The organism is Gracilimonas halophila (assembly GCF_042684365.1).
Taxonomy (GTDB): domain Bacteria; phylum Bacteroidota; class Rhodothermia; order Balneolales; family Balneolaceae; genus Gracilimonas; species Gracilimonas halophila.
This window is the reverse complement of sequence record NZ_JBHULI010000024.1, coordinates 848,844-864,335: the sequence shown is the minus strand read 5'-3', so window position 1 is coordinate 864,335 and position 15,492 is coordinate 848,844. Positions and strand designations below refer to the sequence as shown.

The 15,492-nt window shown below is 38.9% G+C and carries 14 protein-coding genes; 5 read left to right on the top strand and 9 right to left on the bottom strand.

Annotated elements, in window-relative coordinates:
- Positions 1-12 precede the first annotated feature (12 nt).
- Entirely contained in the window at positions 13-798 is a 786-nt protein-coding gene (locus ACFSVN_RS10265; protein ID WP_390302008.1) for a 6-bladed beta-propeller, read from the top strand.
- A gap of 58 nt (positions 799-856) precedes the next feature.
- Here ACFSVN_RS10265 and ACFSVN_RS10260 read toward each other — a convergent pair whose 3' ends face one another.
- Genes ACFSVN_RS10260 through ACFSVN_RS10250 form a run of 3 tightly spaced genes read right to left on the bottom strand, consistent with a single transcriptional unit; the run spans position 857 to position 4,103 of the window.
- Entirely contained in the window at positions 857-1,507 is a 651-nt protein-coding gene (locus ACFSVN_RS10260) for an HD domain-containing protein (RefSeq protein ID WP_390302005.1), read from the bottom strand.
- Entirely contained in the window at positions 1,504-2,652 is a 1,149-nt protein-coding gene (locus ACFSVN_RS10255; protein ID WP_390302002.1) for a glycoside hydrolase family 3 protein, read from the bottom strand. Before ACFSVN_RS10255 ends, ACFSVN_RS10260 begins: the two co-directional genes overlap by 4 nt.
- The gene (locus tag ACFSVN_RS10250; RefSeq protein WP_390301999.1) at positions 2,649-4,103 is read right to left on the bottom strand and encodes a TlpA family protein disulfide reductase; all 1,455 of its coding nucleotides are present in this window, start codon (positions 4,101-4,103) and stop codon (positions 2,649-2,651) included. The genes ACFSVN_RS10255 and ACFSVN_RS10250 overlap by 4 nt, the downstream gene beginning before the upstream one ends.
- A 294-nt stretch (positions 4,104-4,397) precedes the next feature.
- On the opposite strand from ACFSVN_RS10250, the gene ACFSVN_RS10245 reads away from it, so the two are divergent.
- Positions 4,398-5,144 carry a tetratricopeptide repeat protein gene (locus tag ACFSVN_RS10245; RefSeq protein WP_390301996.1) on the top strand — a complete coding sequence of 249 codons (747 nt, stop codon included), beginning with the start codon at positions 4,398-4,400 and terminating at the stop codon, positions 5,142-5,144.
- A gap of 76 nt (positions 5,145-5,220) precedes the next feature.
- Here the strand turns inward: ACFSVN_RS10245 and ACFSVN_RS10240 are convergent, their stop codons facing one another.
- Genes ACFSVN_RS10240 through ACFSVN_RS10230 form a run of 3 tightly spaced genes read right to left on the bottom strand, consistent with a single transcriptional unit; the run spans position 5,221 to position 8,789 of the window.
- Complete coding sequence (locus ACFSVN_RS10240; protein ID WP_390301993.1) at positions 5,221-8,316, bottom strand: CHAT domain-containing protein; 3,096 nt, start codon at positions 8,314-8,316, stop codon at positions 5,221-5,223.
- A gap of 43 nt (positions 8,317-8,359) precedes the next feature.
- Positions 8,360-8,548: a hypothetical protein gene (locus tag ACFSVN_RS10235; RefSeq protein WP_390301990.1), complete on the bottom strand. Its 189-nt coding sequence runs from the start codon at positions 8,546-8,548 to the stop codon at positions 8,360-8,362.
- 52 nt (positions 8,549-8,600) lie between these two features.
- Complete coding sequence (locus ACFSVN_RS10230; protein WP_390301990.1) at positions 8,601-8,789, bottom strand: hypothetical protein; 189 nt, start codon at positions 8,787-8,789, stop codon at positions 8,601-8,603.
- A gap of 335 nt (positions 8,790-9,124) precedes the next feature.
- Between ACFSVN_RS10230 and ACFSVN_RS10225 the strand changes: the two genes are divergently transcribed.
- Complete coding sequence (locus tag ACFSVN_RS10225) at positions 9,125-9,688, top strand: RNA polymerase sigma factor (protein WP_390301987.1); 564 nt, start codon at positions 9,125-9,127, stop codon at positions 9,686-9,688.
- A 1-nt stretch (position 9,689) separates the two neighbouring features.
- Here ACFSVN_RS10225 and ACFSVN_RS10220 read toward each other — a convergent pair whose 3' ends face one another.
- The 3 genes from ACFSVN_RS10220 to ACFSVN_RS10210 form a co-directional block, all read right to left on the bottom strand.
- Positions 9,690-10,154: a DUF6992 family protein gene (locus tag ACFSVN_RS10220; RefSeq protein WP_390301984.1), complete on the bottom strand. Its 465-nt coding sequence runs from the start codon at positions 10,152-10,154 to the stop codon at positions 9,690-9,692.
- Positions 10,155-10,310: 156 nt separating this feature from the next.
- Positions 10,311-10,976 carry a ligase-associated DNA damage response endonuclease PdeM gene (gene pdeM, locus ACFSVN_RS10215; protein WP_390301981.1) on the bottom strand — a complete coding sequence of 222 codons (666 nt, stop codon included), beginning with the start codon at positions 10,974-10,976 and terminating at the stop codon, positions 10,311-10,313.
- Positions 10,973-13,432, bottom strand: coding sequence for a ligase-associated DNA damage response DEXH box helicase (locus tag ACFSVN_RS10210; protein ID WP_390301978.1), 2,460 nt, complete (start codon positions 13,430-13,432; stop codon positions 10,973-10,975). Before ACFSVN_RS10210 ends, pdeM begins: the two co-directional genes overlap by 4 nt.
- Positions 13,433-13,513: 81 nt before the next feature.
- Between ACFSVN_RS10210 and ACFSVN_RS10205 the strand changes: the two genes are divergently transcribed.
- Positions 13,514-14,281, top strand: coding sequence for a hypothetical protein (locus ACFSVN_RS10205; protein ID WP_390301975.1), 768 nt, complete (start codon positions 13,514-13,516; stop codon positions 14,279-14,281).
- Complete coding sequence (locus ACFSVN_RS10200) at positions 14,163-15,491, top strand: M12 family metallo-peptidase (RefSeq protein WP_390302342.1); 1,329 nt, start codon at positions 14,163-14,165, stop codon at positions 15,489-15,491. Before ACFSVN_RS10205 ends, ACFSVN_RS10200 begins: the two co-directional genes overlap by 119 nt.
- The last annotated feature ends 1 nt before the right edge of the window (position 15,492 follow it).

Genomic DNA, 15,492 nt, shown 5'->3' with positions numbered 1-15,492 from the left:
TTTATAAACTTTATGATACCATCTATAAAACATCCCCAAAGGTTATTACTGAGCATATTTTTATGCTTTTTTCTTATTCAATGTTCGGATAGTTCAAAACCGGAAATAGCTGTTCCTGCAGAACAGGGAGAACAAACAGGAAAGACAGCCCCTGGTCGCATTCTTGATGAAATTCCTCCACACATTCAAGAAGTCGAAAACCTGACCATATTTCCCGGAGATTCAGCCCCTCTGTATTCAATAGAACTTATTCCTGAGCAAACTTTTGGAGAAACAGGTGAGCCGTATTTCGTGAAAATTTCAGGGTCTGTTGTAGATGATCAGGAAAGGGTAATTATCTGGAGTGTAGACTCAAACTATGAGCAGATACTTTATGTATATAATGCTGATGGAAGCTACCATGACCAGTTGGGTAGAAGAGGAAGAGGCCCCGGTGAGTATGAAACTATGGTTGGACTGCAAGCGAAAGCTGGAAAAGTATTTGTTTTGGATTATAGCAGTCAGCGCCTGAATGAATATTCAACGGAGGATTATTCTTTTCACCGATCAATACTTATTGAAACATGGAAAATCGATGAAAATAGAATTTGGGTGGCCGTACCTGTCGGCACAGATAGTGATACTTATGAGTGGTGGATCCTTCAAGAATCAGGAGAGCTGCTTGCTAAGTTGAAGCTACCTAGAGACCAACCAATTTACGATATCAAGGATGGACATTTGTATAGTAAAGGCACAAATGAAGAAACGGGTGATGAGTTTGTAGTCAAATATCGGATTGAATTGTATAAAGGAAATTAGAAATGATGAATTTTAAATGTTGAATTGGATCTATTTAAAATTCAACATTTAAAATTCATCATTTCCCATCCCATTCAGATAAAAACCGATCTACATATTCTTCCATAAATTGGTGGCGCTGCTCTGCGAGTTTACGGCCGGAGGCAGTGTTCATTCGATCTTTGAGCAGGAACAGCTTTTCATAGAAATGATTGATGGTTGGTCCGGTACTTTTTTTATAGCTGTCAAAAGAATGATGGCTTGCCGGCTTGGTGTCGGGGTTGTGAAGTTCACGGCCTTTATATCCACCGTAGGCAAAGGCCCTCGCGATTCCAATAGCGCCTATGGCATCCAATCGGTCTGCATCCTGCACTACTTTTCCTTCTATGGTTTTCATAGGTGTTTCAACCTCAGCACCCTTGAAAGAAACATCGCGAATGATCTCACAAACGTGGTTAATGAGTGATTCCTCAGCATTTAAATTCGTGAGCCATTTCCGGGCGGTAGCAGGACCAATTTCTTCATCCCCACCGTGAAATTTATGGTCGGCAATGTCATGGAGAAGGGCGGCTAGTCCTACAACAAAGAGGTCAGCGTTTTCTTCTTCACCAAGTTTAAGAGCGGTGTTTCTGACCCGGTGAATATGCCACCAATCATGTCCGCTTCCCTCACCTTCGAGCTTATTTCTAACGTAGGCTTCTGTTTTAGAAAGAATTTCTTTGTTACTCATTCATTCAAAAAATTCATGCAGGTACAAAGCGGAGCGATCACTTCTTCTTTGAGTTTATCGATACGTGCAAGCGAGGCCTCTACCGTTTCTTTTGAGACTCTTCCTTCTGCCAGTAATTTTTGAATGATGTTGATGGCGCGTTCAGCAATATCCTCTTCATACACTAAATTGTTTCCAAATATCAGGATATCCACTCCGGCATTAATAGCTTTCTCGATGGCTGTTTCCAATCCGTATTCAGCCCGGATGGCATCCATTTGCATATCATCGGAAAAGACCACGCCTTCAAATCCAAGGGAGTCTCTGAGTAAGCCATTTATCGTTTTATCTGATAAGGTGGTTGGCCAAAGGGAATCAATGTTGGCGTTAAAAATATGAGCTGTCATCACCGCATGAATCTCTTTTTCAGCAAAGAGTTTTTTGTATGGAATGAGTTCGGATTCATCCCAGGTGTTGGTTACATCGGTGAAGCCAAGATGACTGTCAGAAGTAGAGCTTCCATGTCCGGGAAAGTGTTTTAACACGGATAGGATCCCTTCTTTACTGTATTCATCAATAACATATCCTGCATGTTCGGCTACTTTTTCAGGATCAGAAGAAAAGCTGCGTTCCAGTTTCCCGATCACGGGGTTATCGGGGTTTGTGTTTACATCTATAACCGGTGCGAAATTGGTATTAGTGCTTACCACCATAAATTCCTGCGCCATTTGTCGAGAATAATGACGGGTAGAGTCTTCATTATCCAGCTCGCCGAGATACTCGGCAGAGACGGACTTTGGAAAGCCTTTACTCTCCTTGAGCCTGCTCACCAGTCCGCCTTCCTGATCAACAGCTATAATAGGAGAGGTTGGAGCTACTGCGATCAACCGGTTAGTAAGTTGCATGAGTTGAGAGGGGTCTGCAATATTTCGGCTTCGGTTTCCCGTGACCACATCCCGATCAAACAAGACCACTCCGGAAATATTTCGCTCAGTCAGGTCTTTGTAGATCGAGCTTTCTTCTGAAAGCTCGGTGCCTCTGAATCCAACTACGATCATTTGTCCTAAGCGTTGGGAACTTATGATCTCTTCCGTTTCAGGTTTAGAGTCTTGGCAGCTAACTATACCGGGTATCAACAGTAAAGCGAGAAAAATCCGAAATATCATTTTTGTGAATTTTTGTATTCAGTTAAAAGGGAGTCAAATACAGAAGTAAAATTAAATGAAGCTCTTATATCGTTATATCGGGCTATTTTTCCATCCGGATCAACTAAAATATAGAATGGAATTCCCCCGCCTTTATAAGCAGTGAATGTTTTTTCATCAAAGCCGTCTCCACTATAAAGCTGAACCCAGGGATTTTTAAATCGTTTTATGTCTTGAACCCAAACCAGACTATCCACTTCGTTGGAAATAGCTACGAGCTCGAGTTCATCTCGTGAATAGCGATTATAAATATCACGCATGTGTGGGAACTCTTCCAGACAAGGCTGACACCAGCCTGCCCAAAAATCCAGCAACACAAATTTGCCACGGTAATCTTCCATAGTATGAATATTTCCATCAATATCAGGAATAGCAAAAGGAACAGCCGGTTCCCCAGGAGAAACGGATTTGATCTCATTGTAGAAATAGGTAAGAAACTCTGTGTATTCGGTATAGTCAGAGAATTCCTGCAGGTACGATTCATAGCTTGGGCGGCCGATCTCGGCCCCCTGTTCTCCGATGCGCTCTGCTATCAGATACATTTTTGCGTGAGCGAGTGCATCCCGGCTTTCCATATGTTCCAGAACTTGAATACGTTTTTCATTCAGCTCCTCATATGCGACGCGTTTTATATCATGTTCAGAAAGATCTATTCCATAGGCTTTTTTTACGCTATCATAAATTCCAAAGGTCCGGGCATAGTAGTGGGCGAAATCACGGATGCCGGCGCGTTGTTGTTTAAGTGACTTAAAAGTGAAGAAATTGAGAGAGTCGGCTTCCTTAAAAACAGCTTCTCGGGCAGAATCGGCGTCGAAAGAACCAAAATTACGATCGTTGTATTCGACTGAGCGGATTTTAAAGACTAAGTGCTCTCCAACAGCTTTCATATAGTATTCACTTAAAGGAGTATCTTGAAGGTGAGTTTCAGCAATTTCATACTTCTTTTTGCTGAGTTCAGTAAGTTGGTGTGGTTCTCCAATTTTGATCTTTTCAACCTCCTGCAAAATCTGAGAATCCAATCCGTCAATTTCATTCAGATAATTACTATAACGTTCTCCCCAGTTTTCTGAATAACCTTCAATTTGAACATTTTCAGGAAAATCGGAGCGCGTGATATTAATAGTAAGGTCACTTTGGGGAGTAAGGTAAACCGGGTAAGATCTATCACCAATATGTAATGTTTGTACAGCGGGTGTATCTATAGGCAGAGCAAAACTAAAACTTCCATCATCAGAAATACTCAAAGTCTCCGCTTTCACCGGGGCATATTTATAATGGATGGGCTTCTCCTGAAGAATCAGGTCCGTACTTTCTGCATAATCCAAGTTTCCTTTGATCGTGCTTTGTTGAGTGCAAGAGATCAAAAAAAGGCATCCTGCTAAAAGTAAAACTACTTTGTGGATAAAGGGCATAAAGTCAGTTGATTAGAATCAATTAATATTGATGTTTCTGCACTAAAAAAATGTAACAATGTTGGGTTAATAACCCTCTTTATAATAAGAAAAGAAGTAGCTAAAAATAATTTTTAAGAAATTTGAAATAAAAATGTAACAAACGTTGAAGTACTTACTCTTGACATAGATAGTATAACTTGGGTAGTACTATAAAAGTGAACAAATAAAACGCCGGCTGATGTTATTGTGATGAAAGGGGGCGTTTGTAAGTTAATATTTACAATCAGTTAGTAATCATAACTATATAAACAAATGATAGAAAGTAAAGTAAATAAAGAGCTGGAGAAAAAAATTGATCTGTATATAAATGGAATGTTAGATGCAGAACAAACCGATGAGTTATGGGCAGAGTTAATCCAGGACGATTATTATTTAGATTACATGAAAAGTGTTGCAAATCTGAAATCAATAATTGATCGTAAGAAAGCAACTCGGCCTTCAGCAAAGGTATATTCCCTCCAGAAAGTGGTTCGCTATGCCGCCGCAGCTGCAGTTATCATTATTGCAGGTACGCTTGGAATAATGAATATAAGCACTCCGAACAATATCTCAGTAAGCCCGATTGAACAAATCGGACTTGATGTAGTTCGTGATTCAGACGGAATATTAGAAACTGTCACTAATGAAGTAATAAGGGAAGCCATTCGCCTTGCTACTGACGGTAATATTGAGGAAGCCATTTCACTTCTGCGAAATGAACTTGAAAATGCTGAAGATCCTCAATTGATGGCAGACCTGGCTTTGAGCCTCGGTTCTATTCAGTATAACAATGGAGAGTATTCTTCTTCCATTGAAAACTTCAATATTGTGATAGCGCAAGAAAACATCGAGATTCTAACCCTTGAAAAAGGATATTGGTTTCTAGGAAATACCTATTTCCAGTTAGACCGTCTTGATGAAGCTGAAGAAGCTTTCCGTAAAGCCTATGAGCTGAACGGTGCATATAGCCGTGTTGCTAAAACATATGTTGATGCACTTACAAGTGTAGCTGCTAAATAATTATCTGGACCTGGAAGGAATAATTGACCGGAAGGATGCTGTCTTTCCGGAAATTATCATTGGAATAAAATTATTTCTAGTCAACACTTTGATACGCAGAGTATCCGGCAAAAATTACGGTAAATGCAAGAAGTGAAAATAATAGAAATCGATTATCAGATGAGTTTTCAGTAGTAATAGGTGAAGGATTACCAATGAGCATATAAGCTCCCCAAAAATGAGGATTGGCATTCGAACTTCTAAGCTGATTTAATTTTGCTTTCCTGACCGCTTCACTTTTAGTTTCCCCTTCATTTAAATAGCGATAGAAATCTGTAGCAAATTCTGAAGCAACTTTATCATTTACAGACCACAAATTTAAAGCCAGGCTTTTAGCTCCCGCATATCGCAAAGCACGACTAATGCCCATCACACCTGTACCCTGCATGTAGTTTCCGGAGCCTGAACTGCAGGAATTAAGCATAATAAATTCACTGTTTAGTGGGGTATCAAATAACTCGTAGGCATATAATGCCTTGTCAGAATCTAAAGTGTCAAGTGGACTTGAACTTTTTAGATATATCACTGAAAAAAGGGGGTCCTTTTCTGATACCTCACTGTGTGTAGCAACATGGACTAACCGTGATGATCCAACTCTGTTCTTAAAAACATCTTTAGTGGCTTCATTTTCATTGAACATTTGTTTATCACTAAATGAAGTAAGTGCGGAATTAATATTACTATTTTCTACCGTGGCATATGGAAGAGAGGGGAGATCAATATTTCCAAAGTCTTTAAAATTCGAAATGGCAAAACCGCTGAAATCATGTTCAGTAGGTTTATTGAATGATCTCCGGTTATCTTCAAATTCTTGTAAGGAAGTGAAATAACGGAATGAAAAATCCTCAATTAAATATCGGCTACTGCCAAAGCTAAATGCTGAAGAAGGTTTTTCAGTGGGAAGTACTTCCAAAGGGATACGATAAAGATAATTATCAGGAACTACAGAAACGGTCTCAATTCTTTTGGGAATACTGTTTAGTTCAAGTTGTTGATATAATTCGTAAAGTTGATTTAAGTTGGTCCGGCCGGAAGCAAGCTCATCAGCAATATGGTTAAATCTTTCCTGGCTGTCCTTTGAAAAATCAAAAACCCGGATACTAATATCTTCTTGAGTTAGATGAGATACATATAGTTTGGAGCCAATCTCGGTGAAATGCAGAAGCAATTCATTAGGTTGGATTGAACGTTGAATAGACCAAACCGGCGGCAAAGAACGTTCTCTATTTAAGTTTACTTCCGATAAGATCTGTTCCCGAATAGCAGATGTCCGATCTATCTCAGTTTTTATTGCAAAACGCTCCTCCTGATTTGCATTCAAGTACCTTTTCCTTAGAGATTGAAGTTTTTCATTAAGCCTTTTTTCTTCGGCCAATTCCTCTTCAGATAATTTTGCAGCTTTTACCAGTGGACTGTTATATAATGAAGCATCGTTTATAGTCTTAAGCTGATCCAAAAGTAAAAGAGCTTTTTCAGGCTGTCCATCATCAATATACAAACGGACCATAAGTTCAAACGCGTCAAGGTATTCATCCTCTACTGACCAATATCCCTGCTGTGAATCAGTATTGTTCTTTGCCCGATCTACGATCTGTGTAAGCACAGGAGATAGCTCCTCAATAGCAGCTCTTTTATTTCCGGTGCTGAAATGGTAGTTAGCATTAACAGTGTAATATTTAGTGAGTAGCCGAAAATCTATATCGTCTAAAGGATACAATCGTATTTCCTCTAAATTTTGAGAAGCCGAATCAAAAAGTCCTTTTTTAAGATCGATGACCGTCAGGTTGACCAAAGCATCAATATATTTTGGGGTAACAGATTTAGATAAAGCCAAATCTCTTGCTTCTTGAAAAATACTTTGTGCAGACTCTAAAGAGTCTAATTCAAGTAGTATATATCCCTTTTCTGAAATCAGATCTGAGTAAGTGTCATAATTTTTATAAGGTGATAGAATTTGCTCTGCATCATTCAAATGCTTAAGTGCCAAATTATGGTCCTTAGAGGTGGTCCAGTAAAAAGTACCCAGATAAGAATCAATAAGTGCTAATTCAACGGTATCAGCTTTATTACTTGCAACTCCTTTAGCCATTTCTATGTAAGTCATAGCTGTATTGATATCTCTGACAGAGGTGTAATAAATGAATAAGTTCCGGTATATCTTAAGGAGACTCTTATAATTTATTTCTTCCTGGTTTAAAGCTCTTAGTTGAAGATCAATATATTTATTTGATTGACCCAGCTTGAGATAATTTACACCTAGATTTGTGAACAGAGTGTATTGGTTTTCAAGTGATTCAGAATTGCTATAAATTTCTTCATAGATTTCTTTTGACTCCTCATATTTACCAAGAGAAAATAAATAAGCACCTTGCCGGTTTTTTATTAAGTATATCTGGTTCTCGAGTTTTAAAAACTCAGCAAGAGGTAGAGAATGTTCTCTTTGTAGGTTAAGTGATTTGTCATAATCTCCATGAACATAAAACGCAAAATCAATCGCCCCGAGGAGTCTTAGCTTATGAATAGAGTTTGGTAGTGATGTCTGAGATAGAAATTCCTCAGATAAATTCTTTAATATTCTATCTTCTTGTAGAATAAATGCAGTTCTAAGAATATTAGAAAGTATGATAGAATATTCTAAGCTACTTTTGACTTGTTGTTTTTTAATATGCTCTGTCCAAATTTCAAGAGCTTTGGATAGATAATCTTTAGTGTAAAATAAGCTATGATCATTTTCCATGAGTATTTTAAAGTGAATCAATGGAAACTGACTCTGTGGTAGTAATTCTGGACTGACCTGAGTATTAAGACTGATTATCTCTACATATTTATTCCGGGTTTGCCTATCCCAATAAGGCATGATATGATTTGTCATATCTATTGTTTCGAGATTAGAACAGTTAATTTTTCGGAATGCTTCTGAAAAACCAGGAATATCTTTAATAGATGCTTTAACTAATGACAAATGCTCGCAACTTGTCGAGGCAATCTCACTGAGAGCCCAAACATTTAATGTTTCTTCATTCCCGGACTTTAGTTGTTGGACATATTTAGAAATCTGCTCGTTTGTCTGAATACTTATATCCGCAGAATCTGGAAATGTAAATAATGTTAAGAGTAGTAAGAGTATTGTCAAAGCAAGTAACCTTGTTGAAAGTATTTATTCATTAAATATACGCCTACCAGTCAGGACGTTCAACGATAGGTTTTACATCGTTTCCGCCGGTGAATACACTGTTGTCAGTGGTGATCTCGACGTCAGGTTGCTGCTGGAGGTCATCGGTCAGTGAGGCGTCGGTAACCGAGGCACATCCGAATGAAAGAGCAACGATGGAAAAAAGAGCGATAATGGATTTAAGTGATTTCATGGTTGTAGTAGTTTTTTGATTAAATGAGGGTGGTTAATGGGATAGTGGTAGTTTACCAGTCAGGACGTTCAACGATAGGTTTTACATCGTTTCCGCCGGTGAATACACTGTTGTCAGTGGTGATCTCGACGTCAGGTTGCTGCTGGAGGTCATCGGTCAGTGAGGCATCGGTAACCGAGGCACATCCGAATGAAAGAGCAACGATGGAAAAAAGAGCGATAATGGATTTAAGTGATTTCATGGTTGTAGTAGTTTTTTGATTAAACTTTAGGTTAAGTACAAGAGTATATCCATAAACACTTGTTACAATTTAATTTTATAGTAGTTTATTGGTTTAAAGACATTTTTATACTCCACTATAAGAGTGTTATTTGTATAAATTGTTACACATTTAATCTAAATTTTAATATTTATAGCCGCCACTAAAAGATTAAAAGGAATTAACAATTCAAAAAAAATCGCTTATTATTGTACTAGTTCTCATTTTGTTAAAGTAATTAGAGCAGTACATTCTTGTAGTGGTGATCATTTTAAAAGATCAGGACTGATGAAATTTTTAATTAGTGGTTGGTAAGTTTGGCACAACTTAGAGTTGATTATTCAGAATTGGTGGACGCACTCCAGAAAGGGGATGATGAAAAAGCAGGGGAGCTGCTTTCCGAAGTGATTCCCAGGCTAGAGGATTATCTTCAGGTGGTTATGAGTGCGGGAGAGAATGCGGCCAGGGAATGTGTCCAGCAGGCTTTTTTGGATGTTTTTGAGCAGATCCGGAAGAATAAGATCAAGAAAAGTAAATATATTTTCAGCTATTTGATCAAATCCTGCAGACATGAATACATTCGTTATGTAAAGCGGGAACACAAATTTGACTATGACGACGAGTCACTCAATGAGGTATATGAACCTGAAGAGCAGTTTCAGAACCTGTTAAACAAGGAAAGGCAGCGTATTCTTGAAGAGTGTCTAAGTGAGCTTAGAAAGAAATCGAGGGAGTTCATCGAGTACTTCATGGATAAGCCCGAGGCAAGTACTGACGACGCTGTAGAGGAGTTTGACCTTTCAAATGCCAACGTGCGTACCAGAAAACACAGAATACTTAGCAGGGTACATCACTGTTATAAACGAAAATCGAATCAATAGCTCAAAAATTGACCCTAAATCCCGTGGCAGTCAGTTGGAAAGTATCTGACTGGGTTATGATATTATTGGTAATAGGGCTGTGTAACAAGTAGAGTACCAGGTCGAAGACAAGCAAAAATCCTCCTTGAAGAAGTAAAGATTTTCCATACCCTTCTAATCGTTCAGAGCCTTTTCTTAAACCTCTTTCCCACATCCAAGCACCGGTTGCCATGTATCCGATATCTAAACCGGCATTGAAAAGTAGTATTTTATCCAGGTTCTGTAGCTGAATGACAGATTCTGAATAACTCAATGATGACGCGTCCATTTGTGAAATATTATAGAGCGCAAAACCGGCAATACCAAGGTTCACTAAGTTCCAGCCGGCATTCATTTGATGGAAATATTTGGTGTCATCCTCGCTCAAGAAATACCCTGCTGAACCAGAAATAATGTTCAAACCTGCCCAGGTTCCGAGAAAAATCATACCCTTTTTTTGGAGATCAAATGATTTTTGTGCGTAAATATGGGTGTCAAAAGTACCATTTTGAGCGTGTAACATTTCAGGTAAAAGAACAAAAATGCTTGCAGTAAAAAGAAAAATTGAAATCAAAAATCGGGTGTAACGCATTTTTAGTTATGGCTAAATTATAGAGGATATATCAATTACTTTTTGCTCAACAACCGCAAATACGGAATCATTCTGTGCAGGCTTAATACGATAGTTCCCGGTAAAAGCTCCAAAAGCTGGTAGCAAAGCTCTTTCCTTGCCAAAATAGAAACAAGGTGTGTAGATATTTTGGCGACCTTTTGCTTTTAGTTTTACAGAAGGATGAATGTGTCCGGATATTGAATAAAAACTGGAATCATCATTTAGAGCATCATCATGTAAAAATAAGAAAGGTCCTGCCTGATACTGATTAACACAGGTCAGACCCATTTTTTCGAATTCAAACTGTGTTAACAGGTCATGGTTTCCGATAGTTAAGATCATCTCAGTTGAAGCATGAGATTTCCGCCAATCTTCAAATTGTTCAACCTCATTGTTTCTTTTACTGTGAAAAAGGTCACCTAAAAACACCAATTTTCCAGGATGATATTTCATCATAAGGTCATCTAACCGCTCAATGTTTGATTGATTTACATTTTCAGGAACAGCAATTCCATGTTTTCTGAAGTGTCCGGACTTCCCTAAATGAAGGTCAGAAATAATGAGTATTCTTTCATCCTTCCAAAGGACAGCCTTTTGAGGAAGCAGGTATAATTTCTGATCCTGAATGGTAAATTCTTTGGAATTTTTGAATTTCATTTAACGTGTTTTTCCAGCTGGCGCTGCATTTTTTGGATTCTATCGATCAATTTTTCTGAGCTTAGTCTTTCTCTTAGCCGGTCTACCATTATGGGAAAAGCATAGGGTGTAAATCGTTCAGTAAGATTGAATACAATGTTTTGTTCTGAGATTTTTTTTAAAGCTTTTCGTAGCCGTGCCTCGTCTAACTGAATACTCATCACTTCGTCGAAGGCTTGTTGAATGAGCAGGTGATCGGGTTCATATTCCATAAAAACATCAAAAAATAAACTACTGGACATTTGAAGATGTTTATTGGATTTGGCCTGCCCCGGAAACCCCTGAAATACCAATCCAGCGATCTGACAAATTTCTCTAAACCGACGTTTAGCCAGTTCCGCACTGTTGATACTCGCCATAATGTCTTCTGTTAAATGGTTTGAAGAAAATAGGTCTTTTCCCAAAGCCTTTTCAATTGGGATATCCTGATCGGATAGGAGCTCAAAACCATAATCATTCATGGCAATAGAAAACGTAATGGGAGTCATTTTGGAAAGGCGCTGTGCTATTAAAGCCGACATTCCCTCATGCACATAACGTCCTTCAAAAGGAAAGAAAAAAACATGGCAACCTTCTTTTGAAAATGATTTCTCGATCAGAAACTGATCTTCACCGGGCAGGGAAGACCAATCTCTCTGTATCTCGAATAACGGCTTCAACATTTTAAGCTCAATATCGCTGAAATCGTCCGATACAGCTTGATGCATTTTCCTGCGAAGAATATGAGTCATGTTAGAAGAAAGTGACATACGTCCACCCATATAAGCAGGTATTTTAGAGGACCTGCCATTTGTGCGTTTTACGTAAACTGTCATATCCTTGATCTTTAGCAACTCCAGGTTCCGCCCGGCAAACCAAAATGCATCACCGGTATTAAGCTGAGCGATGAACCATTCTTCCACTGCTCCAAGAGATTTTCCGCTCATATATTTAACCCGAAGCATTGCATCACTGGCTATAGTGCCTATACTCATACGATGTCGTTGGGCGATTTTTCGGCTATTCACTTTGTATAGACCATCTTCTTCAATATCCACTTTAGAATATTCATTATACCTGCTTAGAGATTTTCCACCCTGGGTAATGAATTTTAGAATAGCATCCCATTCCTTTTCGGATAGGCTTTGATAGGCAAAGGTCTTCCTGATCTCAGGGAAAATATGATCGGGATAGAATCCATCTGAAACTGCCAAGGTTACTAGATACTGAATAAGGACATCATATGGTTTCAGGATAGGGGAACGGCTTTCCATTTCCTCTGAATTGATAGCCGATTTGAGAGCGGCCGCTTCTACTAATTCCAGCGCATGAGTAGGAACAAAGTAGATCTTACTTGTAGATCCTGGCTGGTGGCCGCTACGACCCACACGCTGCATAAATCGGGCTACACCTTTTGGGCTGCCAATCTGGATAACGGTTTCTACAGGACTGAAATCCACACCAAGATCCAAGCTGGAAGTACAAACAACAGCTTTCAATATCCCTTCATGAAGGGATGTCTCAACCCAATCTCGAACTTTTCTATCGAGAGAACCGTGGTGAATAGCTATAGTTCCTGCCAGATCTGGCCTGACTTCCAACAGATTCTGGAACCATATCTCAGCCTGAGCACGTGTATTTGTGAAGATGAGTGTAGAACGGCTTTCGTCAATGACGGGCAGTATCTTTGGGAGCAGCTTAAGTCCCAGGTGTCCGTGCCACGGGAAGTTTTCCATTTCATCCGGTAAAATAGAAACAGCCTCAATATTCTTTCGAACATTTGCTTTAATGATAAGGGAGTTTTCTTTTTGAAGAGGCCCTAGCAAGACATCTTTAGCTTCACGTAGGTTTCCAATGGTTGCCGAGATGCCCCAAACAGAAAGGTTAGGTCGTATTCCCCTGAGTCGTGATAATGCCAATTCAGTTTGAATACCTCTTTTTGAACCGAGTAATTCGTGCCATTCATCGATGATTACCGCATCCAGGTTTTTGAAATGCCGTCGGTACTTCTTTTGAGCCATCAGGATATGCACGCTTTCCGGCGTGGTGATAAGAACTTCAGGCATTTTCCGGTTCTGTTTTTGTTTTACAGATTGGGAAACATCACCCGTTCGCCGGCCAACTTTCCATGGAATGCTCATTTCATCAACCGACGTTTGAAGAGCTTTCTGAATATCTTTTGCAAGTGCACGAAGTGGCGTGATCCAAAGTACTTTTAATCCATTATTTGCTTTATCAAGATAATCTTCCGGGTGTTCATCGATCCATTTTATAAGATTAGGCATCCAGAGGGCAAAGGTTTTGCCACTGCCTGTGGGGGCGTTTAATAGCCCGTTCTTTCCTTCCAGAAAAGCATTCCAGACTTTTTGCTGAAAAGGGAAAATTTTCCAGTTACGGCCGGAAAACCATTTTTCAATACATTTTTTTCCCTTATTCAAAACTTTTTGGAATTATTTGTAACAAATGCTTAAATATTAACTCTTATAAATATATTAACTTACTAATTAAAAGAAGAAGTCATGAATAGATTGATGAAATATTTTTTAATAATAGGATTACTCATAAGCACATTTATATGTCCTAATCAAATTTTTGCACAGGACATAAATGATATTAGAGATGAATTTTTATCCGATGATTCAAAAGTATTTTTCACGAAAGTTGATGCTGGAAATCAAATGAGAGCAAGTAATTCAAGACTACAACAGCTTAATAATTCTAAGAAATCCAAAAGAGTTGATATTGTAAGGCTGCCTGATAAAATTTATAGTCTAACCAGCTTTTCTTTTTATGTTAATGAGGATAGTGAGCGTATAAGTTTTCAAAATTTTGGCACCAAGTTAATTGTTGAAAGAAAATCTTTGAAAATACTCTCTGACACAGAAGTAGCCTGGACTGGAAAGGTATTTAAAATGGTTGGAAAAGAGCAGGTTGGAGATGTAACTCTAATTGTTGACCGTAATAATAATGTAACGGGTTCAATAGACTTGGAAGGAGATTTTTATGAAGTAAAGTCACTTGGGAATTCTGGTTTACACGCTTTAAGAACGGTTGACAATTCATATCAGAAAGATTTGAACCAAAGAAATGATGTAAAATCTACCGGGAAAAAAATGAATAAGGTTGGAAAGGGGGGGGCAAAACCCAAAGTCAATGGAAATTTCCAACATATCAACAACACAGTGTTCTGCAACAGACCAACAGTTACTGGTAGTTTATACACAAAATGCTGCATCTGGCAGAGATATAGATGGAATAATTTCACTCGCCATTCAAGAAGCGAATGAATCTTACTTAAACAGCAATGTGCGAAATATGAATGTTGTATTGGCTCACTCGCAACAAATAAATTTTAATGAATCAAATGACATTGATACCGATCTTACAGATTTTATAAATAATAATATGGTTCAAAATTTACGTAATCAGCATCAGGCAGATGTGGTTTTATTAATTACGGATGGAAACTATGGATCTGTAGCTGGGGTAGCGGATGCAATATTGGCAACAGAGAGTTCTGCCTATGCCATTGTAGAAGCAGAATACTCCGGGGGACCCGACTATACATTTGCCCATGAGTTGGGACACCTACAGGGAGCGCAACATCACCCGGATGATCCAACAGATCCAAACGGCCCTTTTTCTTACGGCTATGGTCATCGGTTCAGTTATAAAGCATCCATTTTTGTTCCAAGAAGGTACCGGTCAACCATTATGGCATATCCCTGCCGTCCCGCATATCAAGACCCTTATTGCTCCCAGGTGTACAGCGGTAGAAAGCATTTTTCTAATCCATATGTGGAATACAGGGGGACAGATACTGGTATCCAGGGATCAAGAGAAAACTGGCTTGTTTTAAGAAACACCGCATCAACTATCGCAAATTTCAGAAACCCTGACGAACTTCAAGCGTCTATAAATATTTTAAACTCCAATAATCAAACCGGGGATTATTCCTTCTCGGCGAGTACTTGTGGAGATCAGTTGTCATTGAGCTATGAGTGGAGGGTAAGTCTCAATACCCCCTTCTCTTATGGAAGTGTATTAGGGACAGGTTCAAATTTTAATTATACATTTCCTCCGGGTGAGCACTACATAAAACTGACGGTAAGTTCTGGTAGCGAAAGTTCGGTTGCCTACACGTCGGTAGTTGTTCAGGATGAAGACTGCCAAGATGGCGATCCATGTGGTCCGGGAGGAAGTTTCAAAACAAATCCTGAGACAGAAAAATCACTTGTAACGGAATTTGAAGAGGCATACCCAAATCCGTTTAATCCTGTTACTAATATTTCCTTTACATTAGAAAAATCTGAACAGGTTGATTTATCAGTATTTACGATTTTGGGTCACAAAGTCGCTTCCATCGTCAATAACAGGTTAGAAACAGGAAGTTATGAATATGCCTTTGATGCCCGGGCATTTTCAAGCGGGGTCTATATTTTGCGCTTTCAGGCAGGTAATACCGTAAAAACTCAACAAATCACGTTAATCAAATAAA